This is a genomic window from Nostoc piscinale CENA21 (genome assembly GCF_001298445.1).
Classification (GTDB): domain Bacteria; phylum Cyanobacteriota; class Cyanobacteriia; order Cyanobacteriales; family Nostocaceae; genus Nostoc_B; species Nostoc_B piscinale_A.
In genome coordinates this window covers 6626873-6648894 of sequence record NZ_CP012036.1, presented here as the reverse complement: position 1 = coordinate 6648894, position 22022 = coordinate 6626873, and the positions used below count along the sequence as shown (strand labels likewise).

23 protein-coding genes and 2 pseudogenes are annotated in these 22022 nt (G+C 40.8%); 13 read left to right on the top strand and 12 right to left on the bottom strand.

Annotated features, from left to right (window positions below):
* Positions 1–17: 17 nt before the first annotated feature.
* Complete coding sequence (locus ACX27_RS28660; protein WP_062297519.1) at positions 18–1559, bottom strand: ArnT family glycosyltransferase; 1542 nt, start codon at positions 1557–1559, stop codon at positions 18–20.
* 164 nt (positions 1560–1723) lie between these two features.
* Between ACX27_RS28660 and ACX27_RS28655 the strand changes: the two genes are divergently transcribed.
* Positions 1724–2686 carry a glycosyltransferase family 2 protein gene (locus tag ACX27_RS28655; RefSeq protein WP_062297518.1) on the top strand — a complete coding sequence of 321 codons (963 nt, stop codon included), beginning with the start codon at positions 1724–1726 and terminating at the stop codon, positions 2684–2686.
* Positions 2687–3119: 433 nt separating this feature from the next.
* Positions 3120–4400: a serine--tRNA ligase gene (gene serS, locus ACX27_RS28650; RefSeq protein WP_062297517.1), complete on the top strand. Its 1281-nt coding sequence runs from the start codon at positions 3120–3122 to the stop codon at positions 4398–4400.
* Positions 4401–4627: 227 nt separating this feature from the next.
* Here the strand turns inward: serS and ACX27_RS28645 are convergent, their stop codons facing one another.
* The gene (locus ACX27_RS28645) at positions 4628–5434 is read right to left on the bottom strand and encodes a choice-of-anchor W domain-containing protein (protein WP_062297516.1); all 807 of its coding nucleotides are present in this window, start codon (positions 5432–5434) and stop codon (positions 4628–4630) included.
* Between the two features lie 828 nt (positions 5435–6262).
* On the opposite strand from ACX27_RS28645, the gene patX reads away from it, so the two are divergent.
* Together patX and ACX27_RS28635 are read left to right on the top strand one after the other, a co-directional pair.
* Positions 6263–6502 (top strand): heterocyst-inhibiting protein PatX, encoded by a 240-nt coding sequence (gene patX / locus ACX27_RS28640; RefSeq protein WP_062297515.1) that lies wholly within the window; start codon positions 6263–6265, stop codon positions 6500–6502.
* A gap of 329 nt (positions 6503–6831) precedes the next feature.
* The gene (locus ACX27_RS28635; protein ID WP_062297514.1) at positions 6832–7587 is read left to right on the top strand and encodes a Uma2 family endonuclease; all 756 of its coding nucleotides are present in this window, start codon (positions 6832–6834) and stop codon (positions 7585–7587) included.
* A gap of 35 nt (positions 7588–7622) precedes the next feature.
* Here ACX27_RS28635 and ACX27_RS28630 read toward each other — a convergent pair whose 3' ends face one another.
* Entirely contained in the window at positions 7623–8522 is a 900-nt protein-coding gene (locus tag ACX27_RS28630) for a ferritin-like domain-containing protein (RefSeq protein ID WP_062297513.1), read from the bottom strand.
* A gap of 297 nt (positions 8523–8819) precedes the next feature.
* Here ACX27_RS28630 and gifA point away from each other — a divergent pair, with 297 nt between their 5' ends.
* Positions 8820–9020, top strand: coding sequence for a glutamine synthetase inactivation factor IF7A (gifA, locus tag ACX27_RS28625; protein ID WP_062297512.1), 201 nt, complete (start codon positions 8820–8822; stop codon positions 9018–9020).
* Positions 9021–9154: 134 nt separating this feature from the next.
* Here the strand turns inward: gifA and glnA are convergent, their stop codons facing one another.
* The gene (glnA, locus tag ACX27_RS28620; RefSeq protein WP_062297509.1) at positions 9155–10570 is read right to left on the bottom strand and encodes a type I glutamate--ammonia ligase; all 1416 of its coding nucleotides are present in this window, start codon (positions 10568–10570) and stop codon (positions 9155–9157) included.
* A 356-nt stretch (positions 10571–10926) separates the two neighbouring features.
* Here glnA and apcB point away from each other — a divergent pair, with 356 nt between their 5' ends.
* The 3 genes and pseudogenes from apcB (at position 10927) to ACX27_RS28605 (ending at position 13168) form a co-directional block, all read left to right on the top strand.
* Positions 10927–11436 (top strand): allophycocyanin subunit beta, encoded by a 510-nt coding sequence (apcB, locus tag ACX27_RS28615; protein ID WP_062297507.1) that lies wholly within the window; start codon positions 10927–10929, stop codon positions 11434–11436.
* 133 nt (positions 11437–11569) lie between these two features.
* Positions 11570–11809: an element excision factor XisI family protein gene (locus ACX27_RS34535; RefSeq protein ID WP_083468863.1), complete on the top strand. Its 240-nt coding sequence runs from the start codon at positions 11570–11572 to the stop codon at positions 11807–11809.
* A 124-nt stretch (positions 11810–11933) separates the two neighbouring features.
* A pseudogene (locus ACX27_RS28605) lies at positions 11934–13168 on the top strand (LL-diaminopimelate aminotransferase).
* A 270-nt stretch (positions 13169–13438) separates the two neighbouring features.
* Here ACX27_RS28605 and ACX27_RS28600 read toward each other — a convergent pair.
* From ACX27_RS28600 to ACX27_RS28585, 4 genes and pseudogenes are all read right to left on the bottom strand, one after another.
* Positions 13439–14282, bottom strand: a pseudogene (locus ACX27_RS28600) (NifU family protein).
* 54 nt (positions 14283–14336) lie between these two features.
* Positions 14337–14561, bottom strand: a complete 225-nt coding sequence (locus ACX27_RS28595) for a hypothetical protein (protein WP_062297505.1) — start codon at positions 14559–14561, stop codon at positions 14337–14339.
* A gap of 8 nt (positions 14562–14569) precedes the next feature.
* A complete protein-coding gene (locus tag ACX27_RS28590) occupies positions 14570–14836 on the bottom strand; it encodes an asr0689 family protein (protein ID WP_062297503.1) in 267 nt (88 codons plus the stop codon).
* A gap of 78 nt (positions 14837–14914) precedes the next feature.
* Positions 14915–15889, bottom strand: a complete 975-nt coding sequence (locus tag ACX27_RS28585; RefSeq protein ID WP_062297501.1) for a hypothetical protein — start codon at positions 15887–15889, stop codon at positions 14915–14917.
* A 243-nt stretch (positions 15890–16132) separates the two neighbouring features.
* On the opposite strand from ACX27_RS28585, the gene ACX27_RS32075 reads away from it, so the two are divergent.
* The 3 genes from ACX27_RS32075 to ACX27_RS28575 all read left to right on the top strand — a co-directional run bounded on the left by ACX27_RS32075 (position 16133) and on the right by ACX27_RS28575 (position 19420).
* Complete coding sequence (locus ACX27_RS32075; protein WP_144427557.1) at positions 16133–16420, top strand: hypothetical protein; 288 nt, start codon at positions 16133–16135, stop codon at positions 16418–16420.
* Positions 16421–16640: 220 nt separating this feature from the next.
* Complete coding sequence (locus tag ACX27_RS28580; protein WP_062297499.1) at positions 16641–17603, top strand: hydrogenase small subunit; 963 nt, start codon at positions 16641–16643, stop codon at positions 17601–17603.
* A 221-nt stretch (positions 17604–17824) separates the two neighbouring features.
* The gene (locus ACX27_RS28575; protein WP_062297497.1) at positions 17825–19420 is read left to right on the top strand and encodes a nickel-dependent hydrogenase large subunit; all 1596 of its coding nucleotides are present in this window, start codon (positions 17825–17827) and stop codon (positions 19418–19420) included.
* A 77-nt stretch (positions 19421–19497) separates the two neighbouring features.
* Here the strand turns inward: ACX27_RS28575 and ACX27_RS28570 are convergent, their stop codons facing one another.
* Together ACX27_RS28570 and ACX27_RS35915 are read right to left on the bottom strand one after the other, a co-directional pair.
* Positions 19498–19707: a DUF6887 family protein gene (locus ACX27_RS28570; protein WP_062297496.1), complete on the bottom strand. Its 210-nt coding sequence runs from the start codon at positions 19705–19707 to the stop codon at positions 19498–19500.
* The gene (locus ACX27_RS35915) at positions 19704–19796 is read right to left on the bottom strand and encodes a DUF6888 family protein (RefSeq protein ID WP_418006464.1); all 93 of its coding nucleotides are present in this window, start codon (positions 19794–19796) and stop codon (positions 19704–19706) included. Before ACX27_RS35915 ends, ACX27_RS28570 begins: the two co-directional genes overlap by 4 nt.
* A 234-nt stretch (positions 19797–20030) precedes the next feature.
* Between ACX27_RS35915 and ACX27_RS34530 the strand changes: the two genes are divergently transcribed.
* The gene (locus ACX27_RS34530; protein ID WP_235526414.1) at positions 20031–20258 is read left to right on the top strand and encodes a hypothetical protein; all 228 of its coding nucleotides are present in this window, start codon (positions 20031–20033) and stop codon (positions 20256–20258) included.
* Positions 20259–20271: 13 nt separating this feature from the next.
* Positions 20272–21222, top strand: coding sequence for a restriction endonuclease subunit R (locus tag ACX27_RS28565; protein WP_235526413.1), 951 nt, complete (start codon positions 20272–20274; stop codon positions 21220–21222).
* Positions 21223–21350: 128 nt separating this feature from the next.
* Here ACX27_RS28565 and ACX27_RS28560 read toward each other — a convergent pair whose 3' ends face one another.
* Together ACX27_RS28560 and ACX27_RS28555 are read right to left on the bottom strand one after the other, a co-directional pair.
* The gene (locus ACX27_RS28560; RefSeq protein WP_062297494.1) at positions 21351–21647 is read right to left on the bottom strand and encodes a type II toxin-antitoxin system RelE/ParE family toxin; all 297 of its coding nucleotides are present in this window, start codon (positions 21645–21647) and stop codon (positions 21351–21353) included.
* Positions 21647–21868, bottom strand: coding sequence for an addiction module protein (locus ACX27_RS28555; RefSeq protein ID WP_062297493.1), 222 nt, complete (start codon positions 21866–21868; stop codon positions 21647–21649). The genes ACX27_RS28560 and ACX27_RS28555 overlap by 1 nt, the downstream gene beginning before the upstream one ends.
* Positions 21869–22022: the final 154 nt, after the last annotated feature.

Sequence of the window (22022 nt, the reverse complement as noted above, 5' to 3'; positions counted from 1 at the left end):
TTTACCTGAATCAACAGCTATGGTGCAATTAAACTAAAATCTTCAGCACTACCTAAAACTTTAGTCATAGGTAAATTTAAGTTTTTTAATGTAGCATTATCTAAAAGTAAATATTCATTATTTGCCCACATTTGTTGCAGAATTAGTGTGGTTTCTGGGATGACTTGACAATCACAATAAAAGTTTAAACTAGGACGGCTATAAGCAAATGATGTATAAATTTTTGTCCCTGAAGAGACATAAATGCGAATTAAGGCGGCGACTGGTTTAACCGGGAATGCTTCATTTAATTCCCAAATCCAAGATTGGGAACTCATCAATAATAAGAGGACTAAATACATCCCAGAAAATAACACAGGAATAAATCTGCGATCACATTTATAAATCAACCATGCTGCTAAACTCATACTCATCGTTAAAACAATAGCCATAGCAACTAATACAGGCTCTTCCTGGACAACAATAAAGTAAACGCCACCGCATAAACCAGCCAGCGCCATCACAACTATAAATATTGCCCAAACTTTCCGATTAATTACTTGATTTCGCCAAACTTCACTAAGTTCTGCCCCAATTGCCAGTGCTAAAAACGGATATAGAGGCATAACATACCAAGGCAACTTTGTAGTTATTAAAGAGATAGCTACAAAGTAAACAATAGTACCAATTAAAATTAAGCGACTCCAACTAGCATAGCGTTTATTCCAAGCTAGATAAAATCCTGCTGGCCAAAATAACAACCAGGGAAAAGCATACTTTAATAACTCAATTAAATAATACCAAGGTGCGCCTGTATTACCCTCAACAGGTTGGGCTATGCGGTCAAATGTTTGCGTTTGTAAATTTATCTGTAAGAAATTACTACCATAATACTGCCATTGGGCAATATACCATGCGATCGCTGGCGCAATTCCTAATACAATTCCAACCCATAAGTAAAGGTTATTTAACACTATTAACGGCGATGAAGCCAAAATAAATAATCCTGCAATACCTCCTAGCAACAAAACCAACATCCCTTTAGTTAGAGTAATTAACCCTAAACAAAATCCCACACCTAAAGCCCAAGGTTTTTGTTGACGTGATTTTAATAAACAAAATAATAATAGTAAGAAAAATGTAATGCTGGCACCATCTAGCATTGCCAAGCGTCCGTGACGCAAGACAGGTAAAGTTGTTAAATAAACTAAAGCCGAAAACAAAGCCGGCAAACTATCGTTAAACAACAAAATTCCTACTAAATACAATAACGGCACTCCCAAGGCAGTTAATAAAGCACCCGGTAGGCGTGTTGTCCATTCATTTACACCACCTAGAGAGTAACACCAAGCAATTAACAAGTGCATCAGAGGCGGCTTATTATGATAAGGTTCACCACCTAAAGTTGGATACAGCCAATGCAGAGAACCAAAAGCAGCACGCCAAATTTCCTTGGCGACTTGTGCTACCGTACCTTCATCCCAGTCGCGTAAGGGGGAATTTCCTAAACACAGTAACCACAGTAGTAAAGCACCTATTAGCAAGGTAAATAGCCATTCTGTTTCTCGGAATGGGCGCATAGAGAAATTTAGTTTAATTATTTTATTGATTGTTGATTGATTACGATAAGTAGATATAATTTTAAGGAATTTTATATCAGGAACGACATCACCAAGTTTATAGTATATATCTACTTGAATCTGGCCTTTTCTTGCTGTCTTGATGAAATAATCCCATAAAAACTGTGATGCAACCAATATACTCTTTGGTCATTCCTATTTATAACGAAGAAGAGAACATCACGGAAATGTACCGTCGGCTGCATGATGTAGCAGAACAGTTAGCTGGTGAGGTGGAATTAATTTTAGTCGATGATGGTAGCCGCGATCGCTCTTTGAGCATGATTCGAGAACTCCGCCATCGTGATAGTCGAGTGCGTTACCTCAGTTTTGCACGAAATTTTGGCCATCAAATCGCTGTTACGGCTGGGCTAAATTTTGTCCAAGGCAGATGTGCAGTTATTATGGATGCGGATCTGCAAGATCCCCCAGAACTAATTTTTCAGATGGTGGAGAAATGGCAACAGGGCTACGAAGTAGTGTACGCTCAACGTTTAGCTCGTAAACAAGAAAGTTGGCTCAAACGTTTTACCGCTTATGCTTTTTATCGTATCCTCCGACGTTTATCTCATGTGGATATTCCCACAGACACCGGAGATTTTTGTTTACTAGACAGGCAAGTTGTAGATATTCTCAATGCTATGCCCGAACGTAACCGTTACATTCGGGGTTTACGCGCTTGGGCGGGTTTTCGCCAAACTGCTGTACTGTTTGAACGAGAACCGCGTTTTGCTGGCAAAGTTAAGTATACTTTCGGTAAATCTTGGGCTTTGGCTGTGGATGGAATTATTTCCTTTTCTACAGTGCCATTAAAGCTGGCAACCTACTTAGGTATGGTAGCAGCTGCGATCGCTTTGTTAATGATCGTATTAGTACTATATTGGCGCTTATTTGACCATGCTAGTCCTTTAATTGGTTACAGTTTAATTACAATTGCCATATTTTTTCTCGGTTCTGTGCAGTTGATTTGTATGGGGATTTTAGGCGAGTATATAGGTCGAATTTATGAAGAAGTGAAAGCCCGCCCTATATATACTGTCAAAGAAACTGGTGGTTTAATTAAAGTCTCAGAAATGCAGTCTAAATAATGGCTGTTATATCAAGTTAAGCAACAGTAATCAAAATACTAATCGTAGTGTTATTTTTTACCTTGATGCTCTGTCAGGTGAACATCTAGTTTTTTTTCGGTGTATTGCCTGTCAACCACATTATTTCGTAGCAATGACTTGAAAAACAACAAACTAACTAAAATTGCTCGACTACCGTGACTCACTCAAGACCAATGTCAGCGAACAAAGGTGAAAAGTTGTTAAATGGTAAGCATATTCAAGGTAAGTTAATGAATAAAGTTACAAACTTATTGTTTGCTGAGTTATGTAAAATAATCCCTTAACCTGGTGCTGTTAACCTTTCATATTAATGAAGGGTATTAAAAGCAGGGTAACTTTCAGCTACCCTGAAAACTTTGTATGTTAACTGTATTGATCAAGAAGATTCTAGGCTAAAAACTGAGAAAAATCTGTGCTGGATATAAAGCAAATACGGGAAAATCCCCAATTAGTGCAAGAGCGGTTGAACGGTCGTAGCGGTAATTATGACATTCAGCCGATATTAGAGTTAGACAAGCAACAACGAGAACTGGAGGTGAACCGCAGTCAACTCCAAGCTCGGAGTAACGAAATTGGTAAACTTGTCGGTCAAAAGATAAAATCTGGTGTTAATCCTCAAGACCCAGAAATTCAAGCTTTGCGTGATGAAGGTAACTCCATTAAAGCTCAGTTGAGTGAACTGGAACCAAAAGAAAAAGAACTGAAAGCTGAAATTAACAGGCTGGTACTCGCTCTACCCAATTTACCGAGTGACTCTACACCTGTCGGCAAAGATGAGGAAAATAACGTTGAAGTTCGCCGTTGGGGTGACGAGTATCTGCCAAAAAACCCCAACATTCTGCCGCACTGGGAAATTGGCGAAAAACTAGGCATTCTCAATTTTGAGCGTGCTGTTAAAGTTGCCCAAAGCCGCTTTACTAGCTTAATTGGGGCTGGTGCAGCACTAGAAAGAGCATTAATTCAATTTATGCTCGATCGCCAAATTCAGGCAGGATATATAGAAGTTAGTCCGCCATTGTTAGTTAACACGGACTCACTAACGGCAACCGGTCAACTTCCAAAATTCGCCGAAGAAAGCTTTAAATGTGCTGATGATGATTTGTGGCTAATTCCCACAGCAGAAGTACCCGTGACAAACCTCTATCGTGGGGAAATTCTCGCCGCACAAGACTTACCTATTTACCACTGTGCTTATACTCCCTGTTTTCGCCGGGAAGCTGGCAGTTATGGCCGCGATATGCGGGGGTTAATTCGCCTGCATCAATTTAACAAAGTGGAACTAGTAAAATTTGTCCAGCCTGAGACTTCCTTTGACGAACTAGAAAAATTGGTAGGTAATGCCGAAGCAATTTTACAGGCATTAAAGCTACCTTATCGGGTAGTAAATTTATGTACTGGAGATTTAGGATTTTCCTCAACCAAAACCTACGATTTAGAAGTTTGGCTACCTTCGGCTGGCAAGTATCGCGAAATTTCTAGCTGCTCTAACTTTATAGACTTCCAAGCACGACGAGCTGATATTCGCTTTAAGGAAGCAGGTAAAAAAGGTACACAGTTTGTCCATACCCTCAACGGTTCCGGTTTAGCAGTTGGACGTACTATGGCTGCGGTTTTGGAAAATTACCAGCAACCAGACGGGACGATTTTGATACCGGAAGCACTGCAACCTTATTTGGGGCGCGAGGTGTTGTAACCAACCCAGGACTTACGCACAAAGGTTGTCTGTGGAAATTGGGTTTAGGGGTGAAAGGGTATGGGGCTTCGCCGTGAGCGTCAGCCGAACGGTGTAAGGGTTTTGGATAAATACACAAGCCACTTGATTCAAGTTAGGAAACCTTTTCGGCAGTGGCTTCCCTATACCCAGTTTCTACAGATAATCTTCATGTGTAAATCTTGATTAGCCTAAATTACACAATCAATTTAAACTTTTTGAGCAGCTATCTTTTGTCTTTTTGAAGTTGCCGCACCTGTCATAGTAGCCAAGAAGATGGCCGCAAGAGTACTAGGTTCTGGAACTGATTGAGAAGTACCGACTTTGATTTGGAAGGCTAGGTTAGAACGCGCAGGTGCAGCACCAACCCAGCTAAATGCTGTTTTACCCGTTAGTGTAAAGGGTGCAGAAAGACCAGTGATATGGAGATAATCTAAATCCTTTGTAGCACTTGTACTTGCTGATGCTAAACTTCCTAACGCTGTACCATTAAGAACTAGATTAGTTAAAGAAACAGCGTTTTGAACGTTACTACCACTACCTTTATTAGCAAAGGTGCGGATAAAGATATCTGTGACAGCACCGCTAAATTCTTGAGTCACTAATTGGAAGGTTTGGGAAGTATCAAAAACTTTGTAAGTTACTTTGCTACCTGTATATTCCAAACTAAAGTCCCAAACTTTACCATTACCCCAGACTAAATCTGCTTTAGCCACAGGTAGCCCCGCACCTACAGTTGCTCTCACATCTCGATTAATCCCTAATTCTCGCTCACCATTGCCACCAAACCCATTGTTACCAATTCGAGCTTCCGCAACAAACAACTCCTTAAAATCTCCTTGATCTAGGAGTAAATTAAAGTCTGTGTCATCAAAGCCTGGGTTAGTATCTTGTGATGTCAGAGGCACAATTGTCACAGCTTTAGCTGGGTTAGGTAATATCAATAATCCCGATATCATTAACCCTAGAGTCAATAATAATTTGCTATTAGCTTGGTATCTGGTTAAAAATGACATACATTCTCCACAAATAGCTATTTTCGACAATTTAGTAGTCTGCACCTAATTAATTTAGTTCGATTTTTTACTCAGTAAAACAATCCAGTCCTCATCAATTCTTAGAGGATGTCTGAAAACTTTTTGATGTTGTATTTGAGACTTGTAGATCCCCCTAAATCCCCCTTTTTAAGGGGGACTTTGAGATTATTCACCCCTTTTTAAGGGGGGCTAGGGAGGATCTGACGAAATATTTAATACTTCTCAGACATCCTCTTAGCTTTGCAGTTCACTGAATATTTTGATGAGCAAAGTCTTTTATATACCAGTAATAGAGATAGGTAATGTTTTGTGTTTTCAGAGTAAAACAAAGTTATCTCTGCTGTCGATAACTAGTAGCTGATTTTGATTGAAACTTTATATAAGATAAAATTTTAACTTTTTATTAAAAAAATACGTACGTATATAACTGACAGCTTGATATATGCTCTCTGTGTACATCCAGGAACTTCTAAAGTCAATCACTATTCCATGACTTTGAGCAAGCTGGGGGAGAAAGAGCTTGTTTGCGCTTTGTAAACTGAATCATTCAATTTCTGGAATTACCCAACTGACAGCTTGTAGCTAACAATTAGAGTGAAACTCACCTTGCACACCAGCAACACCTGTATACCCACTCCTGGCAATGAACATTATTGGTGATGCTGGTTTCTATCGGATTCAGGAGTATTTGCTTAACGTTAAACTCAATTTCTTTCTGTCAAACAGAATACTATTTTGCAAACTTTCCGGATACACATTCAGAAGCTCAGTAGCAGTGAATATTAGAGTTCACAAGAAATATCTGCCATGCGTATTACATTTTCGCTTTTAGTTTCTAGTGTGGTTCTCGGTTCTTTGGTATTTAATGGTTCAGACAGTTTAAATCGCTCACATACGCTAATTGGTGATACAGGAGGCAAAATGTTGTTATCAGCAAAACCAAAACCCAAACCCAAATCAAATGAGCCAGAAAATCCGACACCTCATCGCGGTAGTGGACGCAGAGATTTAATTGAGTCGCTGAATAATGCTTTTCCCGTTGGTTAAAATTCTTTTAGGCTAAAATCAGCTATTAATCACAGAATCCAGTAAAAATCAAACTCTTTTCCAGAATTTCTGGCAATCAGATCACATTTTATCCTCAAAGAGATTTAACATTCTTGCAGTATTTCTGCCGTTCTTTTCTTAAAATTACCTATTCCTTCAATCAGATAATTTCTTGTTTTTTGAAAATTTTTTGAGATTTTACATTTTAAAATCCAAGAAGTCTCATTGAGATATTGTTGAATTTGGCATCTACCCGTTTCTAAGTGCGATCGCATCATCTTCGTGCCGGGAGCGGTAACATAAGAAAAAACTAATATTGATGCTGTGTTATGGCAACCCAACTCAGTGCAGCTAAATCGCCAACTGACATGGTAATCTCTTGGGAAGCGTTACCCGATGATTATCAATTAGAGGATGAACCTGTGGAGAATACCAATCAGCCAATTTTGGCTGGTGCGTTGCGTGAAAGCCTAGAAATTAGTGGCTTTATTCAACCACAGATGTTGATATCCTCAAATTTTGGTCTTTGTGCAACTGTCAATGGACAATTGATTTTAAAAGCACCTGATTGGGTTTATATTCCCACAGTGAATGAAGTTTTAAGCGATCGCAAAAGTTATACTCCCAATTTAGAAGGTGAAGTACCTGCGATTGTTATGGAAATTCTCTCTGACACCGAAGGCGGGGAATATTCTGTTAAACGCACCTATCCGCCAGGAAGATGGTTCTTCTACGAACAGATTTTACAAGTTCCCATCTATGTGATTTTTGAACCAGATGGGGGTTTATTAGAATTTTACCAACTGAAAAATCAACGCTATGAGTTACAGCTACCCGATGAAAATGGTCGTCATTGGGTAGAGTCGATGAATTTATTCTTAGGAACTTGGCAAGGTACTAAAGAAGCCCGGACTGGTTATTGGTTGCGCTGGTGGGATGCGAATGGTAATTTGTTGCCTTGGGCTGTAGAACAAATTGAGCAAGAACGCCAACGTGCTGAACAGGAACGTCAGCAAAAAGAACGATTAATGGCTTATCTGGCATCTCAAGGTATTGACCCAAATAATTTGCCTCCTTTGAAGTAGCTAATAAAGGCGAACAAATGTTCGCCTTCATTAATTTAAACTTTAGTTTTCTGTGTTTCTATCTCGCTCTTTTTGATGCCGTTGATAAACATTGGCACAAACTTCTCCATAAACTCTTGTGGGTTACGCTGCCAAGCTTTTTGTGCTGCTTGAATTCTGGTAAATTGCAATTCAGGGGCAAGTAAGGCTTGGGGTAAGCGTTCCATTAGGTATTGGGGACGTTCCCAGAGTGGCATAGTGTTTGCTACTTCTACCAGTCTTGTCACCCGTCGAAGTTCTGCACCCAGAGTAATATCCATCCCTGACTCATAAGCAGCCTGTTCTATCGCTGCATATTTACGCTTGGCTTGCTCGACTTTTTGCCGATGTTCTGGACTTTTATCGGCAATTTTGCCTAACCAACGGTTTCCCCAACGGACGTGTCCGGCTTCTTCTGGCAGAATTTTTTCTATGGTTTCGCGGATTTTGATATTTTCTTCGGTCTGTGGTGCTTGCTTTAAGGCATAAATATGAGCAGAGAAATACTCACAGCCGCGTTTTTCAGTAATGTTAATTGCTGCCATAGCCGCAATTATGCTGTCATCCAAATTGGTTTTAGGATCATGGGTATTCTTATCGAGCAGCCATTCAAATTCATCAATATAAGGCATTCCAGGGGGATTTCCGATATTCGCGCCCAAATCGATTAATAAATCGGTTAACCACATAGCATGACGCGCTTCCTCGGCGATGTGATGGGATAAATCTTGGATGAGTTCTCGTGGCTGTCCGTCTAGCCGTTCAATGACTTCTGTGAGGTCTTTGCAACTGCGCTGTTCACTGTAACGGTAGCGATTTAGGGTCATGAGGTGTAGTTCGCGATCGCTTACTACCCGTTTTAAGATATCTCTCGCACTTAGATTATCCTGAAATTTCCGTGGATAAGTAACTGTCATAGTATGAAGTTTTATTAAGTGTCATTTTTGATGCTATCTCAGTTTTTCTTTCTTTGCCGGAAACAGGAATGATTGATTTTTTCAAAGGTGAATTTTGGTAAAAATATCAATAGTTCATGACTTTTGGGTTTTTTACTCACGCAAAAATACTCATTACAGCCGCTCAAATATTAAGTTTTATTTCTTTTTCGGCTTGTGAATCAAAACGGTAGCTTAAGCTACAGAATTTTTGCTATATTAATAAATGAAAGAACTATCAGCTAAAAAATATAACTAAACCTTAAGGGGGACTGAAGTATGTCTATTCAAGAAAAATCTCGTGCATTGATGGCGCGTCAATATCAGCAAGTTAAAAACCGTCAACAATCAATGCTGATGCGTTCTGCACAAGAGCTTGGTCTTCCTGAAGAAGTGTCCCATTATTGGAATCCCATTCAAGGCAAGATCGACCAAACTACACGCACCATTTATGGCAGTAGTCATGCTGCAATGAGCTAAAGTTAGTCGGTGACAAGTAATAGGATAAAAGTTTTATCCCATTACTACTGTTGCTTTCTAGGAGTTGTCAAAAGTGTTAATTCATAAAAAAAGCCACCCCTAAAGGGTGGCTAATAAATCACTACAGGTTGCAATTAGCAGTCATAGTAGAGATAAAACTCATAAGGATGAGGACGCAACTGCAACTGCTCAACTTCATTAGCTAGTTTGTAGTCAATCCAGTTTTGGATAAAGTCTTCTGTGAACACGCCGGTTTCAGTCAAGAAAGCGTGGTCATTCTCTAGGGCTGCTAATGCTTTATCTAGAGAACCTGGGGTAGAAGGAACTTTTGCCAACTCTTCTGGAGACAGTTCATAGATATTTTTATCTAGAGGCTCGCCTGGGTCAATTTTGTTCTTGATACCATCCAAGCCAGCACAAAGCATAGCTGCAAATGCCAAGTAAGGGTTAGAAGTAGCGTCTGGACAACGGAACTCTAAGCGTTTAGCTTTGGGGTTAGTGCCAGAGAGAGGAATACGCACAGAAGCAGAACGGTTTCCTTGGGAGTAAGCCAAGTTAACAGGTGCTTCGTAACCTGGTACTAGACGTTTGTAGGAATTTGTGGTGGGGTTGGTGATAGCTAATAGTGCTGGTGCGTGTTTGAGAATGCCACCAATGTAATGCAATGCCATTTCACTCAAACCAGCATACTTATCGCCAGCAAATAGAGGCTTGCCATCTTTCCAAATTGACTGGTGACAGTGCATACCGGAACCGTTATCGCCAAAAATTGGTTTTGGCATGAAGGTAACGGTTTTGCCGTATTTCTTAGCTACGTTTTTGATGACATATTTGTAAGTCATCAACCAGTCAGCCGCTTCAATTAACTTACCGAAGCGGAAGCCGAGTTCGCACTGACCACCAGTTGCTACTTCGTGGTGTTGCTTTTCAATGGGGACACCACATTTTGCCATTGTCAGCAACATTTCTGTCCGAATGTCTTGGAAACTGTCGGTAGGCGACACTGGGAAATAACCTTCTTTGAAGCGTGGTTTGTAACCCAAGTTGGGGCCTTCTTGTCTACCAGAGTTCCAACGACCTTCTACAGAGTCTACGTAGTAGTAACCGGAGTTGGCGGTTTGGTCGAAGCGGACATCATCAAAAATGAAGAATTCAGCTTCAGGCCCAAAGAAAGTGGTATCACCAATACCAGTAGAAACTAGATAATCAACAGCTTTTTGAGCAATCACGCGCGGGCAACGGCTGTACCATTCTCCTGTGCGGGGTTCCTTAATGCTACAGATTATGCTTAAGGTTGGCTCTGCCATGAATGGGTCGATCCAAGCTGTGTTGGGATCTAACACCATTGTCATGTCTGATTCTTCAATACCTTTCCAACCCCGAATACTGGAACCGTCGAAAGGTACGCCATCAGAGAATGAACTTTCATCGATTTGGTTATGGTACACGGTCAAGTGCTGCCATGTTCCTGGTGTATCGATGAATTTCAGATCAATCATCTGAATGTTTTGGTCTTGGATCAATTTCAAGACTTCTTGTGGGGTTGTCATTGTTACTCCTTCTCTGCCAATTTCTTATTGTAAAACCAGAATCTGCCAAAGCATTCTAACCCTACTGATCCGAACCAAGTTGTGACACACCTGGATTATCGTAAAGATTTGAGATTACATAATAATGTAGTCTTTGTTACAGATTCCCTGGATTACAGGTTATATTAACCTTTCGCACGTCATCTGTAAAAACAAGAAAGTTCATTTCATCGGGGGCAACTTTGGCATAGAATCCTTAAGTAGCGGATAGATTGTTTTTGTGCCGAACTTATTTTAAATAGCACAAAAATTTACTGGTGCGTAAGTGCAGCCAAATAAATATCAAACCATAGATAGTAACGATTGGGAGAAAAGGAATGCGCGATGCAGTTACAACTTTAATTAAGAATTATGACGTAGCTGGACGTTATTTTGACCGGAATGCGATTGACAGTCTGAAATCTTATTTTGAAAGTGGTACAGCACGGGTACAAGCTGCGGCTGCTATCAATTCAAATGCGGCTGCAATTGTCAAGCAAGCTGGTGCTAAGTTATTTGAAGAACTACCAGAATTGATTCGTCCCGGTGGCAATGCCTATACAACTCGTCGTTATGCGGCTTGTTTGCGCGATATGGACTATTACCTCCGCTACGCTACTTATGCGTTAGTTGCAGGTAACACCAATGTATTGGATGAGCGTGTATTACAAGGCTTGAGAGAAACTTACAATTCTTTAGGTGTACCTATTGGGCCGACAGTTCGCGGTGTGCAAATCATGAAGGATATTGTCAAGGAACAAGTAGCAGCAGCAGGCGTAGCTAATGCTGCTTTTGTTGATGAGCCTTTTGACCATATCACCCGCGAGTTAAGTGAACAGGATGTTTAGTAATTTAAAGATAGGCTAAATATCTGTTATTGAATTTAACAAAGCGATCGCCTCTTAGTTTACGTTGAGAAGCGATCGCTTTTTGTTGAGCAACTGTTCGGTCTACACCTACCAAGCTACTCAACTAAATTTTATGTTCGGATATCGTCACCAACATCACAGGAACAGGTCTGGACTGCCTTTAAAACGCTCGACGCATTTCCATACGCCAACTCTGGCACAAAGCAGCTCTCACGGCAGAAAGATTCAATATGATGGCACGTCTGAGCCAGTGGTAGAAGCATTGTTAGCAGCAGGTATCCTACATAAAGATATTGTTTTGGGTTTCCATCCCGCAGAATTGCGCCAATACACAGATTTTGCTATATATTGATTGATGTATTAAACATTACCTAAATGTCAATTATCAAAGATAAAGAGACTTCGGCATAAGCAACTGTGCTATCGTCAAGAGCAATTAGCTGTAAGCTGTTGTAGTGCGTATTTCACTATCTAATATGGCGACGATTAACGACAACTACCTGAAGCTGAAGGCTGGTTATCTGTTCCCGGAAATTGCGCGGCGGGTAAATGCTTTTGTGGAAGCTAACCCTGATGCTAAAGTTATTCGTTTGGGAATTGGCGATGTGACCGAACCTTTACCAGAAGCGTGCCGCACAGCGATGATTAAAGCTGTGGAAGAAATGGGCGATCGCGCAACTTTTAAAGGTTACGGGCCAGAACAAGGTTATGCTTGGTTAAGGGAAAAAATTGCGGCTCAGGATTTTCAAGCACGCGGCGCAGACATCGATGGGTCAGAAATCTTTATTTCTGATGGTTCCAAGTGCGACACTGGTAATATTCTCGATATCTTTGGGAACAACAACATCATTGCTGTCACTGACCCTGTATATCCTGTATATGTAGACACCAATGTGATGGCAGGTCATACAGGTGTAGCCAATGATAAAGGTGAATTTGCAGGCTTAGTATATTTGCCAGTAACAGCAGAAAATAACTTCACTGCGGAAATTCCGAAGGAAAAAGTTGATTTAATTTACCTTTGTTTCCCCAATAACCCCACTGGTGCAACTGCAACCAAAGAACATCTCAAAGCTTGGGTAGACTACGCCAAAGCCAACGGTTCAATCATTTTCTTTGATGCAGCTTACGAAGCGTATATTACAGATCCGAGCTTACCTCATTCTATTTATGAAATTGAAGGTGCGCGAGATTGTGCGATCGAATTTCGTTCTTTTTCTAAAAATGCAGGCTTTACCGGAACTCGTTGTGCTTTAACTGTTGTACCCAAAACCTTAACAGCTAAAGCCGCAGATGGTTCCGATGTGGAACTGTGGAAACTGTGGAACCGCCGCCAGTCAACCAAGTTCAATGGCGTGTCTTACATTGTACAACGGGGTGCGGAAGCAGTTTATTTTGAAGATGGACAAGCACAAACCAAGCTTTGGTGAGTTTCTATTTAGAAAACGCCAAAATTATTCGAGAAAAACTCACCACCGCCGGACTCGCAGTTTATGGCGGTGTTAATGCGCCTTACGTTTGGGTAAAAACTCCCAATGGGCTATCAAGTTGGGATTTCTTTGATAAATTGCTACATACTTGCAATGTAGTTGGTACGCCGGGTTCTGGGTTTGGTGCTGCGGGTGAAGGCTACTTCCGCATTTCTGCATTCAACAGCCGGGAAAATGTTGAAGAAGCTATGAAGCGAATTACAGAAAAGTTTAAGGTGTAGAAACTTGTGGTGGGCAATGCCCACCTGAACTGATGTATAAAGATAGTTGGTTGAGACTGGGTGTCAGGGTTTTAAACACATATCTTGCACTTAGCCCCGACGAATAGAATTCGCACACCAGTGAGGGAGTCGGCAAAGCCGCCCAACGCACTGGCTCGGCTATAAAAACAAAGTCCGCCTGCGCGGACTAACGGAAAATCAAGGGTTTTGTCTGTGTAGCTACGACTTCAGTTGCTTGGTGCAAGATGTGAATAAACACCTACATCCTGATTATCGGGAGATTTTGACAAACACCTTGTCAGCTTTAATTTGAACTGGATATGACTGTAAAGGGACATCAGCAGTTAAACATTTCCCTGTATCTAGTTGATATTGAAACCCATGTACAGGACAGGTGATGATGCCATTTTCTACCTTTCCGCCGTCCAGTGGTGATGCGAGATGAGAACAAGCGTTGTGGTAACAGGTAATGCGATCGCCTTGACGATATAAAATTAGTGAATGTCCGCCAACTTTGGTTGCAAATATCCCCCCGTCGGGAATTTGTTCTACCGTTGCTACCCTCACCCAAGCAGTTGTAATTGTGGGTGGAAAGGGAGTAGTTAAACCAGTATTGGTATTATCTATCGTCGGGCGATCGCCCACAGCAACCACTTGCGTAATTTCTGGACAATAATTTTTAATTGCCTGTTCGACTCCCTGAGATAAAGTCAAATTGGAAGCTGGACAACTGCTGCAAGTTCCGATTAACCTAACTTCTACCGTATCTGGTGGTTTAAAAGCAACTAATTCTATATCTCCATTGTGACTTTTTTAACCCTGGACGTACTTCATCCAGGGCGGCTTGAATGCGTTGTAATATTGGTGGTAGCGGTGGTTTAACTAAGTCATGATATAGCAAAACTGCATACACAACTTGATCATCCGCAGCATGACGCAACGCTGACACTGAATCTTGTTTCAGGCTTTTAATCAACCTTGTCAGTGCTTCTTTATGCAAAGCTTCAATTGCTCGTTTTAAACCAACAGCTACACACCTTTGACTTTCATCCCACTCAGATATAATTGCCTCAAAGCGGTTAATTTCTTCGATGAATTCTTCGAGGTTGGTCATCAAGAAAAGTGTGAAGTGTGAAGTGTGAAATGATGGCGACTATTGACTAGTTCATTACTTCATTTTGAAATCTTTCAGTAAAAAAGGCATCAAACCACCCGTAATTAAACTAGATATAGTGATAGGGATACATAAAGGAATTTCTGCTTGGGCTAGTGATAATAGTGATATCAAGCCAGCACCAATTCCAATTGCTGTTTGCTGAATAAAATACATAGGTTCGCGTAATAGCTTACCCCGGAAAAATAACTTAGCAGACAACCAACCTAATTGAAACATTTTTCCTCCTAGTATTTATTTAACAAAGTTAATAAAGTAAAACCTAAAAGTATTGCTGGAATCGCACCAGCCGGAGCGAATAAGGCTCCTAACATTGCAGAAAAAGAATAACCAATATCTTTACCTGCTAATATCATCCCGCCAATTGCACCGCCAATCATCGAAATGATTGTTGCTATGACTAACCACACTGCTCCAGTAACTATGTTGATGTCACTAGACACCATACTCGTGAGAAAATCACTCACACTAAAATTGCTCAATAACTCACTCATCTTTTCTTCCTTCTCTGCGAGACGCTGCGCGAACGCGCTCTTTGTGTCCTTTGCGGTTCGTTAATAAATCTGGTCAGCCTAACTACTAGCCATAATTTCCACTTCTACATCTTTTAATGCTTGCACGACTAACTCAGCTTGTTCTAACTGTTGATGTTCGGTAAAGATTGACCAAGCTTCTTGATAGTAATTGCGTGCTTGTAAAAGATTATTGGGATTACCTAACTCTGGCTTTTCCGGATTATCAGGTAAGTTAAATAAGGCGTTAGCTTTGTTGGAAATTGTGTTAGCATATTCTAAAGGTGTATCCCTGGAATTACGCACTTTTAACGCTTCATTGTATGCTGTGATCGCCTTTAAATTATTCTCTACAGGATGAGAACTCACTAAATACTGCAAAGCATTTCCCAAGTTGTTTTGCAGCATGGCATATTCTCTAGGGTGGTCAATCAAATTAATATGCTTTAAAGCAACTTCAAATGATTGGACTGCTAACCCCTGGCGCAAATATTCCCGTTCTGAAGCCATTGGCATTGACAGGTAAGCGATCGCAATATTGTTGTATAAAATCGCGTAATCTTGAGGGTAATCTTCCCAGGTAAACACCCGCAAAGCTTCATGATAGGCCTGAATACTATCGCTAATGCGTGCTAAATTATACGGCGCTAGAGATTGCAACACTAGCCCATAATTCATCTGCGCCTCTGCAACTTCTTCCGGAGTGGCTAACTCTTGTAAAACTGGTAATGCTTCTTCATAACCAGCCTTGGCTTGCAGCAACAATTCCGTATCCGCATGGGGAATTATCTGTAAAGTTCCAGCCATTCCCACCTGCGCCTTAGCTTTCAGCAGTGGATACTCATCACCAGATATTTCATAAGCACGATAATACAACCCAACTGCATTTCGCAAATCCTGGGCAGTTTTCGGCTTCTTTTGAAAACCTTGTGCCATTTCGATGAGCATCTGGATTTTTTCTGCTGTCGTTGCTGACTCCGAAGCGATCGCCGCTACAGCTGCTTTCACCGCCGAATCTGTAATGCTAGGTGTCATAATTACCTTACTCTAGCTATTGAGAAAATTACTCGATTCCCGCCCTGAAAATACACACAAATTCCCTCATCACCAAAGGCTATTAAAGTATGAAGTGTGAAATAAAACACCCATATATTTAGCTAGATAGCGATTAATTATGGGTAACTTATTGATGCTGTGGTTTGTAGTGAGACATCAAAGTATAAATTTCAGACTTCATACTTCACATCTTGCGCCTAGCGACTGAAGTCGCGGTTCATCTTGCACACAAACAAAACCCGCCTGCGCGGTTTCAAAACCCTTGATTTTACATTAGTCCGCGTAGGCGGACTTAGTTTTTATAGCCGAGCCAGTGCGTTGGGCGGCTTTGCCGACTCCCTCACTGGCGTGCGAATTCCATTCGTCGGGGCTTGGTACAAGATATTTATTCCCCAATTTCCTTACTATAAAGCACTCTATTTTCAAAAATCTAGAGGAGAATTAACAATATTATTATCAAAATTATATACTCACATAATTAAATCATTTTTTGTATCACTAGCAAACTAAATATATTATTTGATAGCCATAAATACCTATTTAAATTTTCATGATTTTAACTATTCTTGCCTCTACATCATATTGACATCATCCTCAGAATAATTAATTTTTTTTTTAAAAAATAAAAATATAATAAAAAAAATACCTTATGGTGAAGAATAAACATCAGAAACAGGTGAGACTCTACAACGCTGATCACCTGGATAAAAAATCAACCAACACATAGCCAATGACTAACGTACTCTGGCTGCAAGGTGGTGCCTGTTCGGGCAACACCATGTCGTTTCTAAATGCCGAAGAACCGACAGTATGCGACCTCATATCTGACTTTGGCATTAACGTGCTTTGGCATCCTTCCTTGGGGTTGGAATTAGGCAATAACTTACAAACCCTGCTGTGGGACTGCATCTTAGGTAAAGTCCCTTTAGATATTTTGGTATTTGAAGGCAGTGTAGTAAATGCCCCCAACGGCACAGGTGAATGGAATCGCTTTGCCGATCGCCCGATGAAAGATTGGTTAATAGACCTAGCCCAAGCTGCCAGCTTCATAGTTGCTGTCGGAGATTGTGCCACATGGGGCGGGATTCCCGCAATGTCGCCCAACCCCAGCGAATCCCAAGGCTTGCAGTTTCTCAAGCGGCAAGAAGGCGGCTTTTTAGGTAAAGATTTCCGCGCCAAATCTGGTTTACCTGTGATCAATATTCCGGGATGTCCTGCACACCCTGATTGGATAACGCAGATATTAGTGGCGATCGCTACCGGACGCATCGGCGATATTGCTTTGGATGAACTCAATCGCCCCCAAACCTTCTTCAACACCTTTACCCAAACAGGTTGTACTCGCAACGTCCACTTTGCCTACAAAGCCACAACCGCCGAATTTGGTCAACGTAAAGGCTGTCTCTTCTACGACTTAGGCTGTCGCGGCCCCATGACTCATTCATCCTGCAACCGCATCCTCTGGAACCGCGTCTCATCCAAAACCCGCGCTGGAATGCCGTGTTTAGGTTGTACAGAACCAGAATTTCCCTTCTTTGACCTCAAACCCGGAACCGTATTTAAGACTCAAACAGTGATGGGCGTTCCCAAAGAACTACCGCCAGGAGTCAACAAAAAAGACTACGCCCTCTTAACAATGGTCGCTAAAGATGCAGCACCACCTTGGGCAGAAGAAGACTTTTTCACAGTTTAGTCATTAGTCATTGGTCATTGGTCATTAGTAAAAAACGGTGTTGCTTAATCAAGGTAGTGAAATCTACAACTCTATATTCTCTCTGCGCCTTTGCGTCTCTGCGTGAGATAATTCCTCCTTTAATAAACAACACCAACACAATGACAAAAGACAAATGACATAGACGCATTAGCGGCTTCCCGCAGGGTAGGACGAATGACAAATGACAAAGGACAAAATAAATGGGAAAACAAACATTAGATATATCACCCGTCGGGAGAGTCGAGGGTGATTTAGATGTCCGCGTGGAAATTGCCGACGGCTATGTAGTCAACGCTTGGACTCACGCCGAACTCTTTCGTGGCTTTGAAATCATCCTCCGTGGTAAAGACCCTCAAGCCGGATTAATTGTCACACCCCGGATTTGCGGTATTTGCGGCGGTTCTCACCTCACCTCTGCATCTTGGGCGTTGGATACAGCCTGGGGTACAGAAGTGCCACGCAACGCCATCTTAGCCAGAAACCTCGGTCAAATTGTCGAAACTATCCAAAGTATCCCCCGCTACTTTTATGGATTGTTCGCCATTGACCTAACAAATAAAAACTACCGTAGTAGTCGCTTCTATGATGAAGCCGTCCGCCGCTTTTCTGCGTTCACTGGGAAATCTTACGAACTTGGTGTGACTATTTCCGCCAAACCTGTAGAAATTTATGCTCTCTTGGGTGGACAGTGGCCTCACAGCAGTTATATGGTTCCTGGTGGTGTGATGTGCGCCCCCACCCTCACCGACATTACCCGCGCCTGGGCAATTTTAGAATACTTCCGCACCAACTGGTTAGAACCAGTATGGTTAGGCTGTTCTTTAGAACGCTACGAAGAAATTCAGACTTACGACGACTTCATGAACTGGTTAGATGAAGACATCAAACATCGTGAATCTGACTTAGGCTTTTATTGGCGGATGGGTCTAGATATTGGTCTAGATAAATATGGTGCTGGCGTTGGTAGATATGTCACTTGGGGATATTTAGCCCATGAGGATAGATACCAAAAACCCACCATTGAAGGGCGTAATGCGGCGATGATTATGAAGAGTGGGGTGTATGATAGCTTCACTGATACTCACACCTTGATGGATCAATCCTTCGCCCGTGAGAATTTAACCCATTCTTGGTACGATGAAGGGACAACAGATATTCATCCGAGCGATCGCACCACAAAACCCATCGCTAACAATACAAAAGACTTCGACAACGCCTATTCTTGGGCGAGTGCAGTTCTTCACAAAGACTTCGGACGCTTAGAAGCAGGCCCCTTGGCGCGTCAGTTAGTAGCAGGTGGTAATCACGGCGAATCTTGGCAACATCATGATGGCTTCATCTTAGATGTATTCAAGAAAATGGGCGGTGCTAACATTCACGTCCGTCAGTTAGCCAGACTCCACGAAATCGTTAAACTATATCGCCAAGCCGAACACTGTTTGCGCGAATTCAAGTTAAACGACCCTTGGTATATTAAACCCACAGAAAAAGACGGCAAAGGCTGGGGCGCAACGGAAGCTGCAAGGGGTGCTTTGTGTCACTGGGTAGATATAGAAGGCGGTAAGATTAAGAACTACCAAGTAATTGCCCCCGGTACTTGGAACATCGGCCCCCGTGACGGTCAAGATAAACGCGGCCCCATTGAAGAAGCGTTAGTCGGGACACCTATTGAAGATCCAACTGATCCTGTAGAAGTTGGACACGTCGCCCGTTCTTTTGATTCCTGTCTTGTGTGTACAGTCCACGCCCACGATGCGAAGACAGGCGAGGAGTTGGCGCGTTTTCGGACGGCTTAAATTCAACCGCAGAGAATTTTTTATGAGTATGGCTAATGGCTATTTGTTATTTAGTCATTAGCTTATTCAGTATTATGTCATGCTTGATAATTGCCACGAAAACGTTCAATAAATTCAGGATAATTATTCAAATCCTGCAATGATTCTAATGGTGGCATTTCAATCCAATTTGCTTCCGCGTGCAATTTATCTATGTAAGCATAAAAAGCTTCTTGGTCATCCCGATGAGTAAGAACATAATCATGTAATTCTTTCTGACTCATAGCTTGAAAGTTAGGCTTACTCATCCGATGTACCTCCACCGTCCATTAGGGTATATTTCTATAATATTTTCCTCGCCAGCCAGCACGAATATATTTCCTGTCCGTTCATCCATCCGAATAATATTGATAGGTAAATAAAGTTTTGTAAACCAGTATTACAATATATACAACTGCGTTTTTTTGTTCTGGTGTAGGGATAATTGCTCAGGATTTTTCTGTATGTATCATTGGTAAAAATAAGGAGTAGCATAAACCAAAATTACCAGAATCTTAGCAAACAGATGATAATTACTATATGAAAGTGGGAATACTGTTGTTATGACAAAAGTATTACGCAGGGTTTTAGTATGGGTTTTGCGGAAGATTTAGCTAAATTATCTGAAAAAGTTAGCAGTAGGCTTAGTATCGTCATAGGAGAAGAAAATACAAAAGCTGCTTTTATTTCTCCATTTTTAAGTATTTTAGGTTATGACATTACTGACCCAACCGAAGTTAAACATGAATACTTCGCTGATTTTGGTACGCCTGCAAAAGTAAGACAGCCAAAAAAAAGTAGATTACGCGATCGCCATTAATGGCAATATTGTTATGCTAGTTGAGGCTAAGTCTTGTCAGGAAAAACCAGAGGTTCATGACGGGCAGTTGAGAAGTTACTTCAATGCAATTTTAACTGCTCAAATTAGCATTGTTACTAATGGTGTGGAATACCGATTTTTCACTGATTTAGAGAATATCCACATAATGGATAAAGAAGCATTTTTTACATTTAATATTCTAGACTATACTCCTAAAGATATAGAAAATCTGAAGCTGTTTCACCGTGATAACTTTGATGCGGCTAAGATTAAGAATGATGCTGAAGAAATGCTCTACTCCCAAGGCATAAGTGAATTAATAGACAGACTCTTAGTTTCTCCTTCAGATAAATTTGTTCACTTTTTAATTAAGGAACTTGGTACAGTTGCACCAAAATTTGAATTTCGAGGGAATGTAGTTAATGCAAAAGTTATTAATAGATTTCAGCCCATTGTTAAACGCTCAATTCAAACAAGTTTATTATCATTGATTACTCGTTCAGTGAACCAAGAAATGACCCATTTGACAAAGGATCGAGATTTTGCGAGTTCAGAACAGGTAGAAACAGATGTCACTAATGGTTTGGAAGATGAGGATAAAACTGAGGTCATTACAACAGAAGAGGAGTTAGCAGCTTTTAATACAATTCAGTCAATTACAAAAACTTCCACAAAATATAATTTGGAAATACAAAAGAGAGATACTGTTTCATATTTTGGGATTAATCTTGGTAAAACAACATGGTGGTTTTTGCGATTATATCTATCCTCAACTAAGAAAAGTTTTATTGCTAGAATACATCCAGATGAAGCAAAAAGATTAGCCCCTGGTTTTGAAATTCAGGATGTACCAGGAGTGAACGCTGAAATGGTGTCAAAAATAAAGATTGATTCGATAGATGATTTTAATAAGCTAAAGCCTTTAATTTTACGATGCTATGAAATAGAAGCATCAAAACACTAATTGCAATGGATTTTATCTCTGCTAAATTTAGCCTCAGAACGTGTAATGAAGCGTTATAATTAGAAGCGATCGCACAAAATCACGACAGGCGATCAATAGTAATTTTTCCATTCAATAACAGTAACTTGCTAATTTCGCTTTTGCCAAATTGCGGGATTTCTTCGCCCGTGAAAAATTGCTATTACAATAATTCGGCTAGAGACAATTCGATAGTAAACTGCATAAGGAAAACGCTGTAAAATCGCTCTTCTTATATCGTTATAGACAACAGCATAAGATTCTGGGATTTGGCAAATTCTATTTAGAATATCGTCCACACATTCCAAAAACTCATCGCCAAGTCCAGCTTGCTGATTTTCATACCAACTATACGCCTCATCAAGTTCATCACGAACTTCTGGACGAAATACTAAAACGTAATCCATTATTGTCTTTTAATTGAGGCTTTGATTTCATCCCATGTCATAACATTATCTGGATTAGCTTCGTAATCATTAATTCGGCGCTCAAGTTCTTGTTTTTGTGGTTCTGTAATATCGGGATAAGTCTGTTCTGCTGCAATGCTGTCCCAAATAGCTTGCACAAGACGAATGCGTTCTTCAATAGTGAGGGTTTTAATCTCATTTAAAGTGGCTGTAAAATCCATACTCACCAAACCAAATGAAAATTTTCACAGTATAAGTCAAATATAACTGTTCAATTTAGTGCATAGCTGGTTGTAGAAAGCTGAATTTTCCTTACACTGTAAACATAATTTAACATAGCAGCACATCAACCTTGTATCATGACTCTAAATTTGG